The 16,122-nt window shown below is 36.6% G+C and carries 16 protein-coding genes; 13 read left to right on the top strand and 3 right to left on the bottom strand.

Annotated elements, in window-relative coordinates:
- The first annotated feature begins 6 nt into the window (after nucleotides 1-6).
- The 9 genes from BLP58_RS03565 to BLP58_RS12285 all read left to right on the top strand — a co-directional run bounded on the left by BLP58_RS03565 (nucleotide 7) and on the right by BLP58_RS12285 (nucleotide 8,902).
- The gene (locus BLP58_RS03565; RefSeq protein ID WP_013854313.1) at nucleotides 7-702 is read left to right on the top strand and encodes a 5'-methylthioadenosine/adenosylhomocysteine nucleosidase; all 696 of its coding nucleotides are present in this window, start codon (nucleotides 7-9) and stop codon (nucleotides 700-702) included.
- A gap of 1 nt (nucleotide 703) precedes the next feature.
- Complete coding sequence (locus BLP58_RS03560; protein WP_013854312.1) at nucleotides 704-1,861, top strand: cysteine desulfurase family protein; 1,158 nt, start codon at nucleotides 704-706, stop codon at nucleotides 1,859-1,861.
- A 47-nt stretch (nucleotides 1,862-1,908) separates the two neighbouring features.
- Entirely contained in the window at nucleotides 1,909-2,250 is a 342-nt protein-coding gene (locus BLP58_RS03555) for a DUF1831 domain-containing protein (RefSeq protein WP_025084130.1), read from the top strand.
- Between the two features lie 7 nt (nucleotides 2,251-2,257).
- The gene (gene mnmA / locus BLP58_RS03550) at nucleotides 2,258-3,385 is read left to right on the top strand and encodes a tRNA 2-thiouridine(34) synthase MnmA (protein WP_013854310.1); all 1,128 of its coding nucleotides are present in this window, start codon (nucleotides 2,258-2,260) and stop codon (nucleotides 3,383-3,385) included.
- 94 nt (nucleotides 3,386-3,479) lie between these two features.
- Nucleotides 3,480-4,139, top strand: coding sequence for a histidine phosphatase family protein (locus tag BLP58_RS03545; RefSeq protein ID WP_013854309.1), 660 nt, complete (start codon nucleotides 3,480-3,482; stop codon nucleotides 4,137-4,139).
- Entirely contained in the window at nucleotides 4,139-4,783 is a 645-nt protein-coding gene (locus BLP58_RS03540) for a tetratricopeptide repeat protein (RefSeq protein ID WP_013854308.1), read from the top strand. Before BLP58_RS03545 ends, BLP58_RS03540 begins: the two co-directional genes overlap by 1 nt.
- A complete protein-coding gene (gene recD2 / locus BLP58_RS03535) occupies nucleotides 4,783-7,158 on the top strand; it encodes an SF1B family DNA helicase RecD2 (protein ID WP_013854307.1) in 2,376 nt (791 codons plus the stop codon). The genes BLP58_RS03540 and recD2 overlap by 1 nt, the downstream gene beginning before the upstream one ends.
- A gap of 184 nt (nucleotides 7,159-7,342) precedes the next feature.
- A complete protein-coding gene (locus tag BLP58_RS12290; RefSeq protein WP_226908563.1) occupies nucleotides 7,343-8,032 on the top strand; it encodes a hypothetical protein in 690 nt (229 codons plus the stop codon).
- Nucleotides 8,033-8,041: 9 nt separating this feature from the next.
- Nucleotides 8,042-8,902 carry a nuclease-related domain-containing protein gene (locus BLP58_RS12285; RefSeq protein WP_226908562.1) on the top strand — a complete coding sequence of 287 codons (861 nt, stop codon included), beginning with the start codon at nucleotides 8,042-8,044 and terminating at the stop codon, nucleotides 8,900-8,902.
- A gap of 119 nt (nucleotides 8,903-9,021) precedes the next feature.
- Here the strand turns inward: BLP58_RS12285 and rnjA are convergent, their stop codons facing one another.
- The 3 genes from rnjA to def form a co-directional block, all read right to left on the bottom strand.
- Nucleotides 9,022-10,701, bottom strand: coding sequence for a ribonuclease J1 (gene rnjA, locus BLP58_RS03525; protein ID WP_013854306.1), 1,680 nt, complete (start codon nucleotides 10,699-10,701; stop codon nucleotides 9,022-9,024).
- A 6-nt stretch (nucleotides 10,702-10,707) separates the two neighbouring features.
- Entirely contained in the window at nucleotides 10,708-10,929 is a 222-nt protein-coding gene (locus tag BLP58_RS03520; protein ID WP_003627933.1) for a DNA-dependent RNA polymerase subunit epsilon, read from the bottom strand.
- Nucleotides 10,930-11,294: 365 nt separating this feature from the next.
- Nucleotides 11,295-11,849, bottom strand: a complete 555-nt coding sequence (gene def / locus BLP58_RS03515; RefSeq protein ID WP_013854305.1) for a peptide deformylase — start codon at nucleotides 11,847-11,849, stop codon at nucleotides 11,295-11,297.
- A gap of 257 nt (nucleotides 11,850-12,106) precedes the next feature.
- Between def and typA the strand changes: the two genes are divergently transcribed.
- The 4 genes from typA to rsmD all read left to right on the top strand — a co-directional run bounded on the left by typA (nucleotide 12,107) and on the right by rsmD (nucleotide 16,121).
- Nucleotides 12,107-13,951 (top strand): translational GTPase TypA, encoded by a 1,845-nt coding sequence (gene typA, locus BLP58_RS03510; RefSeq protein ID WP_013854304.1) that lies wholly within the window; start codon nucleotides 12,107-12,109, stop codon nucleotides 13,949-13,951.
- Nucleotides 13,952-14,047: 96 nt separating this feature from the next.
- On the top strand, nucleotides 14,048-15,232 hold the full coding sequence (locus BLP58_RS03505) for an FtsW/RodA/SpoVE family cell cycle protein (protein ID WP_013854303.1): 1,185 nt from the start codon (nucleotides 14,048-14,050) through the stop codon (nucleotides 15,230-15,232).
- The gene (locus BLP58_RS03500) at nucleotides 15,229-15,570 is read left to right on the top strand and encodes a YlbG family protein (protein ID WP_013854302.1); all 342 of its coding nucleotides are present in this window, start codon (nucleotides 15,229-15,231) and stop codon (nucleotides 15,568-15,570) included. The genes BLP58_RS03505 and BLP58_RS03500 overlap by 4 nt, the downstream gene beginning before the upstream one ends.
- Nucleotides 15,570-16,121 carry a 16S rRNA (guanine(966)-N(2))-methyltransferase RsmD gene (rsmD, locus tag BLP58_RS03495; RefSeq protein WP_013854301.1) on the top strand — a complete coding sequence of 184 codons (552 nt, stop codon included), beginning with the start codon at nucleotides 15,570-15,572 and terminating at the stop codon, nucleotides 16,119-16,121. Before BLP58_RS03500 ends, rsmD begins: the two co-directional genes overlap by 1 nt.
- Nucleotide 16,122 lies beyond the last annotated feature (1 nt).

Here is a 16,122-nt window from a genome sequence, read left to right as displayed (position 1 = left end):
AAAAAGATGAAGATTGCGATCATTGTTCCAATGGCTGAAGAAGCCGAATTTTATCGTAATCATTTCCATGCAGAAAAGAAAGAAATGTTCGGATCAACAGAATTCGAACATTTTTCTGTTAATGGCAATGATGTTTATTTAGGATTAAGTGGTATTGGTAAAGTACAAGCCGCGATGAATTTAGCTAGTTTGCTAAGCAATGTTGATATTGACGTAATATTTATGACTGGTTCAGCCGGTGCTTTGCAAAAAGATGTTCACCAAGAAGATTTAGTATTGCCAAGTGCTTTTGCATATTATGATGCTCATAACACTGCTGCTGGTGACTATGTAGAAGGGCAAATTCCACAACAGCCAGCTCAATATGTACTTGATTCGCCTGAGCGAGCTTCCTTTGCGGAATTTCTTAAGAAGCAAAACGTTGAATTCCGTGAGGGACTAGTAGTTACTGGTGATTCATTTGTGGCTTCAACTGAGCAAAAAGATGCAATTAAACAAAACTTTCCAAATGCTTTAGCCTGTGAAATGGAAGGTGCCGCTTTTGCTCAAGTTGCTTATGCATTTAATAAACCTTTGGTTGCTATGCGTGCCATTTCTGATAATGGGGATGGCAGTGCTAACGAAGATTTTGATATCTTTGTTAAAAAGGTTGGCGCCAAGGCGGCAAAATTGATTAGTGATTATTTAGAAAAGAAGAATTAGTGTGCGTGAAGTTTATTTAGATAATGCGGCCACCACGCCAATGTCACCTAAGGTAATCAATGTGATTACCGATGAGATGAAGAATGATTTTGGTAATGCCTCGAGTACCTATGAATTAGGGCGTAAGGCTAGAAACGTAATTGACAAGGCGCGTCATCAAATCGCTCAAAGCATTAATGCTCAAGACGGTGAGATTATTTTTACCTCTGGTGGCTCAGAGAGCAATAACACGGCTATTTTTGGAACTGCGTATAGTCGTAAAAATATCGGCAAAAAGATTATCACGACTAAAATTGAACACCCATCAGTCTTAAATCCAATGAAGCGATTGGAAAAAGAGGGTTATCAAGTCGTTTATTTAAACGTTGATCAAAGTAGTCATATTTCTTTGGAGCAGTTAAAACAGGAACTGACACCAGACACGATTTTAGTATCTACTATGGCGGTTAATAATGAAGTGGGCTCCATTATGCCATTAAAAGAAATTGGTGAAATGGTTAAAGATACGAATGCCTACTTCCACGTTGATAATGTGCAAGGCATGGGTACCATTGATATTGATGTTCGAGCTATGCATATTGACTTATTGTCTGTTTCTGCTCATAAGATTAATGGACCAAAATTTTTGGGTTTTTTGTATGAAAAATCAGATATCGATCTACCTAACTTGGTATTAGGCGGCGAACAAGAGGTTAAACGACGTGCAGGTACCGAAAATGTTCCTGGTATTGCTGGCTTTGGAGAAGCTGTTAAGGAACTCTCTGAAATTGGTCATGCTAGCTTGCAGGAAAGATACCAACATTTTCAAGAAATAATTTTACATGAATTGGATGCACATCATATTGATTATCAAGTTAACGGTGGTTACGGTCCGGGCTATTCGCACCATGTTTTGAATTTGGCATTTCCGGGGGTTTCGACTACCACTCTGCAAACTAATTTGGATTTAAACGGCTTTGCCGTATCTGGTGGTTCCGCCTGTACCGCTGGCTCTTTAGAGCCGTCGCATGTTTTGATTGCATGTTTTGGTCCGGATTCGCCGCGTATCCATGATTCAATTAGAATTTCGTTTGGGCGTTATAATACAGACGATGAAGTTCAGGCTTTTGCTGAGAATTTAATCAAAGTTGTACAGAGAATTCAATCTAAGAATAAATAGTTGCTTTTAAAAAGAAAGTAACTTATTATAAATAAGCGAGGGAAATTATGGCAAATACAGTTGTGATTAATGGTGATAAACGCAAATTTACTTTGAATCCTGATTTAAAGCTCTATGCTTTAATTGACGCAGGCTTTGTCAAGACCACCAAAGGCAATTTTAATTATGAGCATCCGCTTTATAATGATTCACCTTATAATGCACCTACTAAGCTAAAGATGACGATTAACAAGAATTTGTCACATTTAACGATGGTAGTAACTGATCGCAATGGTTTGCAGAAGGTTAATATTTTTAAAAATAAGCAATTAGCGCCAACTGTAGACCTTTTAGATTATATTTTAAAGGACTTAGAAGAGCGCAACATATTGCAAGAAGTAAAGGATTGATTGACTAATGGTTGACAATAGTAAGACTAGAGTTGTTGTTGGTATGAGTGGCGGAGTAGATTCTTCTGTTTCTGCGCTTTTGCTTAAACAACAAGGCTATGATGTTGTCGGCGTCTTTATGAAGAATTGGGATGATACCGATGATGCGGGCGTCTGCACTGCTACTGAAGATTATGAAGATGTAAAAAAAGTTGCTGATAAGATCGGTATTCCATATTATTCAATTAATTTTGAAAAGGAATACTGGCATCGTGTCTTTGAGTATTTCTTGAATGAATACAAAAAAGGCAGAACTCCTAATCCTGACATAATGTGCAACAGCCAAATCAAATTTAAATCATTTTTGGATTTTGCTATGGATTTGGATGCAGATTATATTGCTATGGGACACTATGCAAAAACTATGAAGGATGCTAATGGTGTAACTCATATGATGCGTCCTAAAGATGGCAATAAGGATCAGACTTATTTCTTAAGTCAATTAAATCAAGAGCAAATTAGCAAGGTTATCTTCCCTTTGGCTAATTTAACTAAGCCACAAGTTAGAGAAATTGCTTTAGAAAATGGGTTAGCAACCGCTAAGAAGAAAGATTCTACTGGGATTTGTTTTATCGGTGAAAGAAACTTTCGTAAATTCTTAAGCGAGTTTTTACCAGCTAAATCCGGCAAAATGGTTACTCCAGATGGAAAAGTTGTTGGCGAACATGCTGGCTTAATGTATTATACTATTGGTCAACGTCAAGGCCTCGGCTTAGGTTCAACCAAGGAATCAACTGATCCCTGGTTTGTTGTAGGCAAAGATTTAAAGAAGAATGAATTAATCGTTGAGCAAGGTTACGATAGCCCACTTCTTTATGCAAGTCGTTTAAAGGCTAGCGATATGTCTTTCTTTACTGGTCAACCAGATCATGACTTTGAAATTCACTGCAGTGCTAAGTTTCGTTATCGTCAATGTGATATTGGTGTTACTGTGAAGTATCATGCAGCGGATAATACTGCTGATGTTTACTTTGATGAGCCAGCTCGTGCTGTAACTCCTGGACAAGCTCTTGTCTTATACAATGGCGAGGAATGTTTGGGTGGTGGCAATATTGATGCAGCTTACCAAGAAGACAAACAATTACAATTAGTCTAAAATAAATGCTCAAAAAGACGTTCGTGTTTTCGAACGTCTTTTTCTTTGTGTTAAACTATTAATAATTATAAATATAATTAGGGAGATATTTGAGATGCAAATTTATTTTGTTCGTCATGGAAAAACTGAATGGAATCTGGCAAGTCGTTTTCAAGGCGGTCATGGTGATTCGCCACTTTTGCCGCAGAGTTTGGAGGATATTAAGAAACTAGGCAAGCATTTAAGAGGGACAAGATTTAGAGGTATCTTTGCCAGTCCTTTGGACCGGGCCTTTAATACAGCTCAAGGTATTGATGATGCAATGAATGCCAATTTACCAGTAGTAATCGATGAACGCTTAAGAGAATTTAACTTGGGTGATATGGAAGGAATGAAATTCGCTGAGGCGGAGAAGAAATTTTCTAAACAGATGAATAATTTTTGGCATCACCCAGATCAATATGATCCAACGGAGCTTCATGGTGAAGATTACAAGCATGTTATTGCACGAGGCAAATCTTTCGCTCAAGAAATGGCCAAACGTTTTCCAAATGATGATGATAAGGTCTTGGCAGTTAGTCATGGTGCCGCTTTGTCAGCAATTATGGGCGGATTACTGGGTTATCCACTTAAGGATATTCGTAAAAATGGTGGGCTGAGTAATACCAGCTTAACAGTTTTAGAAACTCTAGACGGTGGAAAGACTTTTAAGCCAGTCGTTTGGAATGAGACTAGCTATCTAGGTAGAAAATTATCAAAGACGGATTCATTATAATGGATAAGAAAATAGCACGACTTTATGATGATGGTCAAGTTGAACAAGCAATTCATCTGTTAGTTCAAAGAATTGATCAAAAACCACAAAATGTAGAAAATTATTTGCAACTCTCTACTTATTTAATCGAGCAAGGCAGTGTAGATCAGGTGCAAAAATTGCTGGAGCAGGCACAGCACTTGGTAAAAAAGCCACTAGAATTAAATTATAATCTGGCAGTTGCTCATTATTTGCAAGGCGATTTTGATCAGGCATTAGCCTTGCTTGATCAAATTCCTAATGATGATTTAACGCTATATCAAAAGGCATTGACGTACTTGAAACTAGGACAAAGTCAGAAAGCACTCGCCTATGCATTAACGATTAAAAAAGTGGATGAACGGGTACAGGAACTGTTAGGCGATATCTGGCTCAGTATGGGTGAAAGTAGGCAAGCCAAGCAAATATATTTGGCAATTCCAGAAAATAAACGATCTGCGAAAATTTATTTCTTGCTTGGAGTAGCTACTTTAGAAGAAAAGCGTGAGCTAGCTAAGCAATATTTTGATCGTGCCAAAAAGATGGATATTAAGTATTATCAGCATGCTATGAAGCAGTATGCTTCCATCATGAAAATGCTAAACGATAAGGAAAAGAAAAAATAATGGTTGAATTCACCGGTAAAGTTAATGGTATAGTTTTTGAAAACGATCAGGATTTATATAAAATTTTAGATGTTGAAATTATTGGCTCACTTGAAAATTATTCACGTGATGAAATCAAAGTAACTGGTAGTTTTGGCGATATTCAAATCCTTTCTAGCTACCACTTTGAAGGTAGATTAGTCATGCATGAAAAGTTTGGCTTGCAGTTCAGAGCAACTAGCTACAAGCAAATTTTACCGCATGAGGAGGGGTCTTTAACTAAGTACTTAAGTTCAAGCAACTTTCCAGGCATTGGTAAAAAAGCCGCAACAACAATTATTGATGAACTTGGCTTAGATGCATTAGACATTTTAAAAGAAAATCCTGCAAAGATTGATACCTTATCAATTAGCAAAAAACAAAAAGACAGCTTGCTATCAGGTTTAAATGCGATGGACTCTTATTCTGAGGTTGTTCTAAAATTAGCTCAATATGGGGTAAATAAGCGAGTAGCAGAGCATGTTTATCAACTTTATCATGGTGAAAGTATTGCTAAATTAGAAAAAGATCCTTATGCCGCAGTCAATGAAATTGCGGGTTTTGCGTTTAAGACTGCTGATACGATTGGTAAACAGCTAGAAATTAAGCAGGATGATCCTCGTCGAATTAAAGGTGCAATTTATCAAGTATTGCTTGATGCTTTAACTGGCGCAGGAGATACTTATGTTGGTTTAGCTGAACTTTTGACTGATGCCAGCAAGTTGTTAGATATCACGCAGTTTGATCCAATTGCTAATTGTATTAATGACTTACAAGAGGCTGGCAAGGTAGTAGTTGATGGCAATCATGCCGCATTGCAAAATATTTTTCAAACAGAGCTGGATATTGCGCGTGCTATGAAGAATTTAGTTGCAAGTCGTAAGTTGCAGGAAGATGAACAATACAATGATTCTCAAGTCGAGCAAGCAATTCAAGATGCTGAAAAAGAGCTAAAGATTAACTATGATGATACCCAAAAATTGGCTATTAAGAACGCACTAACGCATCCTATTTCCATCTTGACAGGTGGACCTGGTACGGGGAAAACCACCATTATTAATGGAATTCTGCTTGTGTTAAGGAAATTGGCTAATATCCCTGCTTCTGCGTTATATAGCGAAGATCCTCCATTTTTGCTAGCTGCTCCAACTGGTAGGGCGGCTAAGAGAATGGGTGAGATAACTGGTATTAGTGCCAAGACCATTCATCGCTTGTTGGGTTTAGGTATTGGTGAAACTAGAGCAGAAGATCTGAATGAGTTAAACGGTGAGATTTTAATTATCGATGAGATGTCGATGGTTGATATGTTTTTGTTTAAGCAACTTTTATTTAGTATCAACCAAACAAGACACATTGTTTTTGTCGGAGATAAAGATCAATTGCCTTCCGTTGGCGCTGGGAATGTCTTTAGTGACTTGATTAAGTCACATGCATTTCCTACCACGATTTTAAAGCAAATTCATCGACAAGGGGATGATTCAACTATCATCACATTGGCCCATGATGTCAATGAAGGCAAAAATGAGCAGGCTCTTTTTAAGAAAACGAAAAATTATTCATTTATTAGTTGCCGACCAGATTTAGTTGGGGATGCGGTTGGTCAAATAGTTAAATTAGCACTAAAACGTGGTTTTAATGAAGACGATATTCAAGTATTAGGCGCAATGTACCATGGTAATGGTGGCGTTAATAATTTAAATGATATTATTCAGGAAATTTTGAATCCGCCTAAAGCTAAAAGCAAGCAATTAGAAATGCATAGTGAAATTTTCCGCATTGGAGACAGGATTCTGCAGCTCCAGAATAATCCAGAGAAAGATATTTATAATGGTCAGATCGGTAAAATTCTTAGTATTGACGAAGATAGATCTAAAGAATGCATGGTAGCAGATTTTGATGTACGCGAAGTTACTTTTGATCGCAAAGATTTGGGGGATCTGACGCGAGCTTATGCAATTACTATTCATAAGTCTCAAGGATCAGAGTTTCCTCTAGTAATTTTAAATCTAACAATGCAGAATTTCGTTATGCTCAAACGTAATTTGTTATATACTGCGATAACTCGTGCTGAAAAAAATCTGGTACTTGTGGGTGATCCGCGAGCATTTGTAGCCGCCTTTAAGACGCCCGGTAATGATCGTAAGACAGGCTTAGCGCAAAAGATCTGTCAGCAATTAGACATGAAATTAGAGCGAGATAACAGTCCTAAGCCAGTAGAAACAACTGAAAAAGAAGAAAAGACTGTCGTTGAACAAGAACCAATGGAAAAACAGACAGAGGATTATATACTAACTCCAGATAAAATTTATTCAGGAGCAATTGATCCGATGATCGGTATGGAAAATATTAAATTATAGTAAGAAGTCTCATGGTGTGTGAATCATGGGGCTTTTCGATTATACAAATGCATGGTATAATGAGTATTGTTTAAACATACGTTCAAACAAGCGATAGATAATTAAGATGGATATTACAATCATTACATTTACAATAGGTATTTTAACCTATTGTTTTTTTCGAGTAGTTAATGCCAAAAATAAAATGAAACCAATTACGCTAAGTGAAATAGATAAAGAAGAACTGAATAAGATAGAAAAGTTAGCAGGGCAACGCTTGCCTTATAGATTTCCTAATCAACGGGGATTAAAATTTCAAATTATTGAGTTAATGCGACCAGGTTATATTAAACGCAGAATTTTTGATCAGCGAGGGCACTGTCACTATTTAATTAAATACCATTTAGATCGCAGTATTTTTGAAATAATAGAATTTGGGTTAACTGACGGGCATTATTTTCGTAAGACTTATTGGAATGAGTCAAAAGAAAAAGCAGAATTCTATTACTATGGACATCGGCAAGTTTCATCGTTGGCTGATGTTAAGACTAAGTTGCAGTATTATGGTTCAATGGTTCGAGAAGGCAAAGAGATTCTAGTACCATTAGAAGATGATCTTAAACAATATGCCAATGAAGTTGAGAATCATGCTACTTGTCAAAGAGAATGGGTTAAACGTGGCGGCATTACTGATACTGACGCCGTCCATTCAATTATGCAGGCTGAGAAGATTAGTTTTTCGAAAAAACAGGATTTAAGACGAGCATTAAATGTGCGAAATGTATTACGAATTAGTGCAATTAATTCAGGTTTTAATACGTATAATAAAACAGTAGCTGATTTTCAAAAGAGAATGACTGACTTACATTTGGGTAAAATTAAATCACTGCATTAGATGGATATTTTGTCTAAACGAGATTTGCGGCAAGCAAGCAATCTCTTAGCTGGTAGTGCAGCAGAGGAATTAGTTAATCGAAAAGTACGTCAAGTACAGTCTGGTAAAGTATTATTGCATAATTTGATTTTGCCATATCCTTATGAGAAACAAGACAGTTTAGATAGTAATCAAATTGACCATTTAGTGATTGCCTCAAGTGGTATTTTTTGTATTGAGACCAAGGCAAGGTCGACCTCAGCTGGTAAATATAATGCTCTCACAGATTATGATGAGCTGGCAGATCAGGTAGCTAAACATAAGGAAAGCATCAAGTACGTACTTAATAAAAGCAATAACCCAATTATTATTGCTCTGTTAAAACGAGTGAATATCGATCAACTAATTCGGAATATAGTCGTTTTTGTCAGCCGGACTGAAAAAGATTTTATTTTAGAAAAAACGGAACGTTACCAAAAAGTCGGCATTGAGGTTGCTCAGCTTGCAGATCTACAATCTTTATTTGTACAAGCTAAAGCTAATTTTGGCCTGTATGATGAAGAAATTTCAGCAATAGAAAATGAACTAACTGATTATAATGTTCTCAGTAATGAAAAAGTATATTCCACAAATGTATTATTATTTGATGATTCCCACCTTAGTCAACAAGCAATTAATGAACAGCTATATCACGCTAATCAGGTAATCAAGCATATTAATCATATTAATAAATTACTTGATAAGTATTTAACTGAAGCACGTAAATGGCAAAAACAGTACAAGCATTACCGTTATTGGCGTAAATTCTATCAGCAGGTTAGACATTTTACGAATACAGATCGGTATTATGAAAAGCATTGCATTAAAAAAGATATTTTTGACGAAATTTAAAAGACAAGGAGTTGCTCCTCGTCTTATTTTGTAATATTTCATTGAATAAATTTTATTTTTTGGTTTGCACAAGTAATCTTTATCAATAAGAAAAGACTCCCGAAGGAGTCTCAATATTTTTATTTCTTTTCAATGATCATTGGTAAAATCATCGGTCGTCTTTCAGTCTTTGAATAAAGGAAGTCTAAAAGATTTTCAGTAATTGCTTTATTTATCTCAGCTTCCTTAGGATGATCTGATTTGGACATTTCATTGCGAAGTACATGATAAACATGTTTTTGAGCCTGGCTGATTAATTCAGTCGACTCGCGCATGTAAACAAAGCCACGACTCAAAATATCAGGGCCAGCTAAGACGCGTTTATGCTTGTAGTCTACTGTAGCTACAGCAACTACCAAGCCTTCCTCGGAAAGGATTTGACGGTCATGAACAACCACATTACCAACATCAGCTGTACCAGAAGTGTCGACATAAACATCTCCGGCAGGGATGCGGCCGGCAATTCTCGAACCATTAGGTCCAAAGCAAACAACTTCGCCGTTTGCTAAAACAAAAGTATTTTCAGCAGGTACACCAGCTTGTTGAGCTAACTGAGTATGAATAACCTGCATCCGATATTCTCCGTGAACAGGAATCATATATTTTGGCTTAGTTAAACGAACCATCATCTTTAGTTCTTCCTGACCACCATGACCAGAAGTGTGAACGTTATTGACGCGTCCGTGGATAACATTAGCGCCACCTTCCATTAATTTATTAATTAAATGGTTAACGCTGAGTGTATTACCTGGAATTGGGTTAGATGAGAAGATGACCGTGTCACCTGGCTGTAAAGTGATCTGTCTGTGCGTGCCATTGGCAATTCTCGATAAAGCTGCTAATGGTTCACCTTGAGAACCAGTACATAAGATCATTACTTTCTCAGGTGGTAATTTATTAATTTCTTCGGCATCGACGATTAGATCCTTAGGTACATTTAAATATCCTAGGTCAATCCCGTTGTCTACGCCGTTTTCCATACTACGACCGAAAATAGCTACCTTTCTACCGGTATCAATTGCTGCTTGAATAGCTGTTGATACACGGTAAAGATTAGAAGCAAATGTAGCAAAAATAATTCTGCCCTTAATACCAGTAATGATATTATGAAGCGATTTTGCTACAAATCTTTCAGACTTGGTAAATTGGCTAACTTCAGCGTTAGTTGAGTCTGATAGAAGAGCAAGGACACCCTCATTGCCTAATTTAGCCATCCTTTGAAAATCTGGTGCTGGCTGATTCATTACTGGAGTTAAGTCAAACTTAAAGTCCCCAGTAAAGACTACAGCACCTAAAGGCGTATGAACGGCAATACCTAAAGTATCAGGAATAGAGTGAGTAGTTCTAAAGAAAGAAACAGAAAGTTTCTTAAACTTTAAAACAGTATCTTCGTGTTCCTCATGTAGTTCAGTCGTCTTTAAAATTCCGTGTTCTTCCAATTTACCTTTAATTAATGATAGGGCAAATGGAGTTGCATAAACTGGAATTTCAGGAATTTCTTCTAATAAAAATGGAATCCCTCCAATATGGTCTTCATGTCCGTGACTGACTACTAAAGCTTTGATTTTCTTACGGTTCTTGATGAGGTATGAATAGTCTGAAATAACGTAGTTGATACCTAAAAGATCATCTTCGGGGAATTTAATACCACAGTCCATGATGATAATTTCATCCTGATACTGTACACAATACATATTTCTGCCAATTTCATGCAAACCCCCGATTGCATAAACGGCTACTTCATTATTTTTAATTCGCACTCTTTGTTACTTCTTATCGAACTTAGTCAACTTAAAGTCGGCATGTTCTTTTTCGTAAGCTAAAGAGTTGCCAGTTAATTCTTGGATGAGTTCAATGTTGTAGGGGGTATTGTCCTCAACCGTACTTCTTGCTTCGACCATGTTGTCAGCTTCCATGTAAAGGGTTTGAGTAGTTTCTCTACGAGGATTGACAATCTTGTCTTTTTGATACAAAACTTTGTAAATCATAAATGATTCTCCTTAATTAATGTATAAACGATCAATTTTGAGTAAAAATACTCAATAACTAATGAAAATTCTATCATATTTACAAAATTAAGTATATAAAGAAGTTTGAAGGATTTTATATTCGTTTTTTATTTGTTAATTTTGTAATAAGCATTGACGTAGAATAACAAAGGTTGTATTATAAATATGTAGTGAATGATTTATAAAAAATATGTAGTGAATGATTTATAAACTCATTTGCTCGCTATAAGAAGTCTCTTCAATCTTCTTAATTCCCAATGTATGAGCCACTGGCCCAGTCATCCAGTGGTTTTTTTGTATAAAAAAAGCCCACTTACTGTGGACTTTTCTTTTTTAAATAACAATTAAGGAATCACAACTGTATCTTCTTTAAGTGAGAATGGATCTTGCTTGTTGATTCTATCGTAGAATAAGTGACCATTTAAGTGATCAATTTCGTGGGAAGAAACAATTGCTGGGTAATCCTTTAAACGAATTGTTTTTTCCTCGCTATCCACAGTGTAATAATGAATGGTCAATTTATCTGGACGAGGAACGTAACCGTTAATTACCTTATCTACACTTAAACAACCTTCGCCTTCACTTAGGCAAGCTTGGCGAACAGATTCTGAAATAATTTCAGGGTTAACATAGACTTCCTTAAAAATAATCTTGCCTTGATCATCTGGCACTAACAAAGCAGCCATTTGAACACCTTCGCCAACTTGTGGTGCGGCTAAACCAACGCCAGCTCTTAATTGATGTTTTTCGGCGATTTTAGGATCTTGGGAATTAACTAAGTATTCCATCATGTCATTTGCTAATTGCTTGTAATGATCACTAAGCGGAAAAGTTAATGGCTTAGCAATTTGGCGTAATACGGGATTACCATCTCGTACAATATCTTTCATTAAAATCAAAGTAATTACTCCTTTTAATTAATTATCTAACTGATCTAATATATATTTTTACCATACTTTAAGGGATTTTGCTTGCTTTTGAGAAATTAAAGTCAAACTTAAATGATTGTTAAGCGTTGACCCATGTGCTGTTAAGTGGTAAAATTCACTAACGTAACTATACAGATCAAAAAGAAGCACTTCGATAAGGCGCTATTGCGTTACCGAAACTGTGACGAGGTCACAGTTTTTTTATTGAAGAGTGGGGAGGAATACTTTTGTCAGAAAAAAGAAGAGACGATCTTAGAAATATCGCTATTATTGCCCACGTTGACCATGGTAAAACTACTTTGGTTAACCAATTATTGAAGCAATCAGATACTTTGCCAGAACACATGAATCTGGAAGATCGTGCTATGGACTCAAATGCCATTGAACGTGAACGTGGTATTACTATTTTATCTAAGAACACTGCTGTTCGTTATAAAGATACTACTATTAATATCTTGGATACGCCAGGACACGCCGACTTTGGTGGTGAAGTAGAACGTGTTATGCACATGGTAGATGGAGCATTATTATTAGTTGATGCTTATGAAGGTCCAATGCCACAAACTCGTTTTGTTTTGAAAAAGGCTTTGGAAGCTGGCGTTAAGCCAATCGTTGTTTTGAACAAGATTGACCGTCCAGGTGCTCGTCCTAAGAAAGTTTTGGATGATGTGCTTGAACTCTTCATTGAGTTAGGTGCTAATGATGAACAGCTTGACTTCCCAGTCGTTTATGCGTCAGCTTTAAATGGCACTTCATCATATGATCCAGATCCAAGTACACAAAAGGAAACGATGGATCCAATCTTTGATACTATTATTAAGAATATTCCTGCTCCAATCGACAACTCAGATGAGCCACTGCAATTCCAAATCACTATGTTGGATTGGGATGACTATGTTGGTCGTATCGGTGTTGGTAGAATTTACCGTGGTCACGTTAAGGTTGGCGACAATATCACCGTTATGAAGCGTGATGGCTCAACTCAAAACTTCCGCGTTACTAAGTTATTTGGTTACTTTGGTTTAAAGCGTAATGAAATTAAAGAAGCCAAGGCCGGTGATATCATTGCAATTAGTGGTATTAATGATATTTATGTTGGTGAAACTATTGCATCAGCTGATCATCCAGAAGCTTTGCCACTGCTTAAGATTGATCCACCAACTTTGCAAATGGACTTTGTTGCTAATGACTCACCATTTGCAGGTCGTGAAGGTGATCAAGTAACTCCTAAGAAGCTGGAAGATCGTTTAATTCGCCAAACTCGTACTGACGTATCATTAAAGGTCGAACCAACTGATCAATTGAATGCTTGGACTGTATCAGGTCGTGGTGAACTTCACCTTTCGATTTTGGTTGAAGAGCTTCGTCGTGAAGGTTTTGAATTACAGCTTTCACGTCCTAAGGTTATTTACCGTGAAATTGATGGTACTATGTGTGAACCATTTGAATCTGTTCAAATTGATACGCCAGATGAATATGTTGGTTCAGTTATTGACTCACTTTCACAACGTAAGGGTGAAATGAAGAACATGGAATCAACTGGTAACGGTCAAACTCGTTTGGAATTCTTAGTTCCATCACGTGGTTTGATTGGTTACAACAACGAATTTATGTCTCAAACTGGTGGTTATGGTATCATGAACCACACCTTTGAAGCTTATAAGCCAGTTGTTAAGAATTGGAACCCAGGTCGTCGTAACGGTGCTTTGGTATCAATTAATCAAGGCCAATCAACTACTTACTCATTACAATCAGTTGAGCAACGTGGTGAATTATTTATCGGTGCTGGTGTTGAAGTCTACGAAGGCATGATTGTGGGTCAATCATCACGTGAACGTGATATTGCCGTTAACGTAACTAAGGGTAAGAACTTAACTAACACCCGTGCTGCTGGTAAGGACCACGCAGCTGCGATCAAGACGCCTAAGAACTTGACTCTTGAAGAAGCTATTGAATTCTTGAATGATGATGAATACTGTGAAGTAACTCCAAAATCTATTCGTTTGCGTAAGAAGATTTTGAACACTTCAGAACGTCAAAAGGCTGACAAGAGACGTAATCGTGCTAATTAATTTTAGATAAATTTTAAAAAGTCATCACTGAATAGAAGTGGTGGCTTTTTTGTTTTATAATTAGGAAAGTATTATTTTATAAAAGGGGCAACGCTCGTGCGTCGAAAATTACGTTATCTTGACTATAAAATCTTTATCCCTTACTTAATTTTAGTTATCTTAGGGGTAATTTTGGTTTATTCGGCTAGTTCGGATATTTTATTAGTTAATGGCTTTAAACCAGATGTATACGGCATTAGACAAGCAATTTATGCGGTAGCAGCATTTGCACTGTTTGGTGTACCGTTCTATGCATTAAAAATAAAAGTGTTCAAGAGTCCTAAATTTGTGGCTAGTTTTTTACTTATTTGTATTTTAATGCTAATGTGGCTAGTCTTTCTTAGATTTGCTCATGGTAGTTCTGCCGCTGTTAACGGGGCTGTGGGTTGGATTAATTTGGGATTTATTAATTTGCAGCCACTTGAGGTAACTAAATTAGCTTTGGTGATCTATCTCGCCTATGTGTTAGACCGGCGGGATGGTAAGTTGGTGGCAGGCAGGATAAAATCGAACTTGTCACACCCAGCGATTTTAGCAGCATTTTTGATGTGCTTGGTAATTGTAGAACCTGATTTTGGTGGAACAGCTATTTTATTTATGATTACCTTAGTCATGTTTTCAGTCTCAGGTGTTCCTACTAAAATAGCATTAGCTTGGCTGATTGGAATTGTCATTCTGGTAGGTGCAGTTTTTTGCATTGTAGTAGCATGGAATCCTAAGTTTTTGCAAGAAAGTTATCAGTTTCAACGGTTAATGTCATTCCTGCATCCTTTTGAATTGGAAAGAAAAGGTGGCGCTCAACTAGTTAATTCTTATTACGCCATTCATAATGGTGGCTTATTAGGCGTTGGACTAGGCAACAGTATGCAAAAGCGGGGCTATTTGCCAGAGCCTTATACTGATTTTATTTTGTCGATTACGGCAGAAGAAATGGGTGTAATTTTTACTATAGTGTTGATTGGTCTGCTATTTTATTTAATGTGGAAAATTATGAACGTGGGGGTACATGCAGTTTCTCAATTTGACGCATTAATTTGCTTTGGCGTGACGACCATTATCTTTACTGAGGCTTTCTTTAATATTGGCGCTGTATTGGGCTTGCTTCCGATTACTGGGGTAACATTGCCGTTTATTTCATATGGGGGTTCCTCAATGATTGTTTTGACGGCCGCGATTGGCTTAGTCTTAAATGTAGCTGCTAACGAAAAAATGTTAAAAGAAAAGGATGAAACAATTGCATGAGTATTAATCAAGAAATTGAAAATACGCATTTAATTAAACGAGTTGCGTTAATTGTTTATTTAAAATCGGTTAGTGATCAATATAAATTACGTCATTATGGAGATATTGTATATTTCTCTAAAAAAATGAAGTATTGTGTATTATATGTAAATCGTAAAGAAGCAGAAGAGGTAAAGAAAGAAATTTCTCAGTTGGATTTTATTAAACATGTCGAAATTTCGGCTGAGGAAAATGTAAATCTTGATAGTAAATACATTGAGAGCCAAATTACTACTATGGCTAAAGAAGCTGAGGAAAAACTGCAACTTGAACAAGAAAAGAATGAGGATCAAATATAATGAGAATCATTTCAGGGAAATATGCTAAAAGAAATCTATATACGTTAAAAAGCAATCGGACGCGTCCAACTAGTGATAAGGTCAAAGAATCTTTATTTAATTCATTAGGGCAATTCTTTAATGGTGGCAATGTTCTTGACCTTTATGCGGGTAGTGGCGCATTAGGAATTGAAGCAGTATCGCGTGGCTATGATCGTGCTAGTCTAGTGGATATTAATCATGCCGCCTGTGCCATTATTAAGAAAAATGTTGTTTTAACCAAGGAGGAACAACGTTTTGCCATCTACAATATGCGCAGTTCAGCAGCCTTAAAATTATTTAGTGAAAAACAAGAAAAATTTGATTTGATTTTTTTGGATCCACCTTATGCTAAAGAAAAAATTGCTAAAGATATGATTCGAATGAATAAATTGGGCTTATTAAATGAACAAGCAATTATAGTAGCTGAAACTGATGATCATACTGAGTTAGGCAAAATTATGGGCTTTTCAATGATTAAGGATCATCATTTAGGAAAAAAAACTATCGTAAGAATTTATCGAAAGGATTAAA

Origin of the sequence: Lactobacillus kefiranofaciens (assembly GCF_900103655.1) — a bacterium.
Classification (GTDB): domain Bacteria; phylum Bacillota; class Bacilli; order Lactobacillales; family Lactobacillaceae; genus Lactobacillus; species Lactobacillus kefiranofaciens.
This window is presented reverse-complemented; position numbering and strand designations above follow the sequence as displayed.

What these genes read in the sequence shown, in the direction of transcription:
- BLP58_RS03540 (WP_013854308.1), top strand. Translation starts at nt 4,139, where the DNA reads ATGGATAAGAAAATAGCACGACTTTATGATGATGGTCAAGTTGAACAA.
- BLP58_RS03545 (WP_013854309.1), top strand. Translation starts at nt 3,480, where the DNA reads ATGCAAATTTATTTTGTTCGTCATGGAAAAACTGAATGGAATCTGGCA.
- mnmA (WP_013854310.1), top strand. Translation starts at nt 2,258, where the DNA reads ATGGTTGACAATAGTAAGACTAGAGTTGTTGTTGGTATGAGTGGCGGA.
- recD2 (WP_013854307.1), top strand. Translation starts at nt 4,783, where the DNA reads ATGGTTGAATTCACCGGTAAAGTTAATGGTATAGTTTTTGAAAACGAT.
- BLP58_RS03500 (WP_013854302.1), top strand. Translation starts at nt 15,229, where the DNA reads ATGAGTATTAATCAAGAAATTGAAAATACGCATTTAATTAAACGAGTT.
- BLP58_RS03520 (WP_003627933.1), bottom strand. Translation starts at nt 10,929, where the DNA reads ATGATTTACAAAGTTTTGTATCAAAAAGACAAGATTGTCAATCCTCGT.
- BLP58_RS03565 (WP_013854313.1), top strand. Translation starts at nt 7, where the DNA reads ATGAAGATTGCGATCATTGTTCCAATGGCTGAAGAAGCCGAATTTTAT.
- BLP58_RS03555 (WP_025084130.1), top strand. Translation starts at nt 1,909, where the DNA reads ATGGCAAATACAGTTGTGATTAATGGTGATAAACGCAAATTTACTTTG.
- rsmD (WP_013854301.1), top strand. Translation starts at nt 15,570, where the DNA reads ATGAGAATCATTTCAGGGAAATATGCTAAAAGAAATCTATATACGTTA.
- BLP58_RS12290 (WP_226908563.1), top strand. Translation starts at nt 7,343, where the DNA reads ATGAAACCAATTACGCTAAGTGAAATAGATAAAGAAGAACTGAATAAG.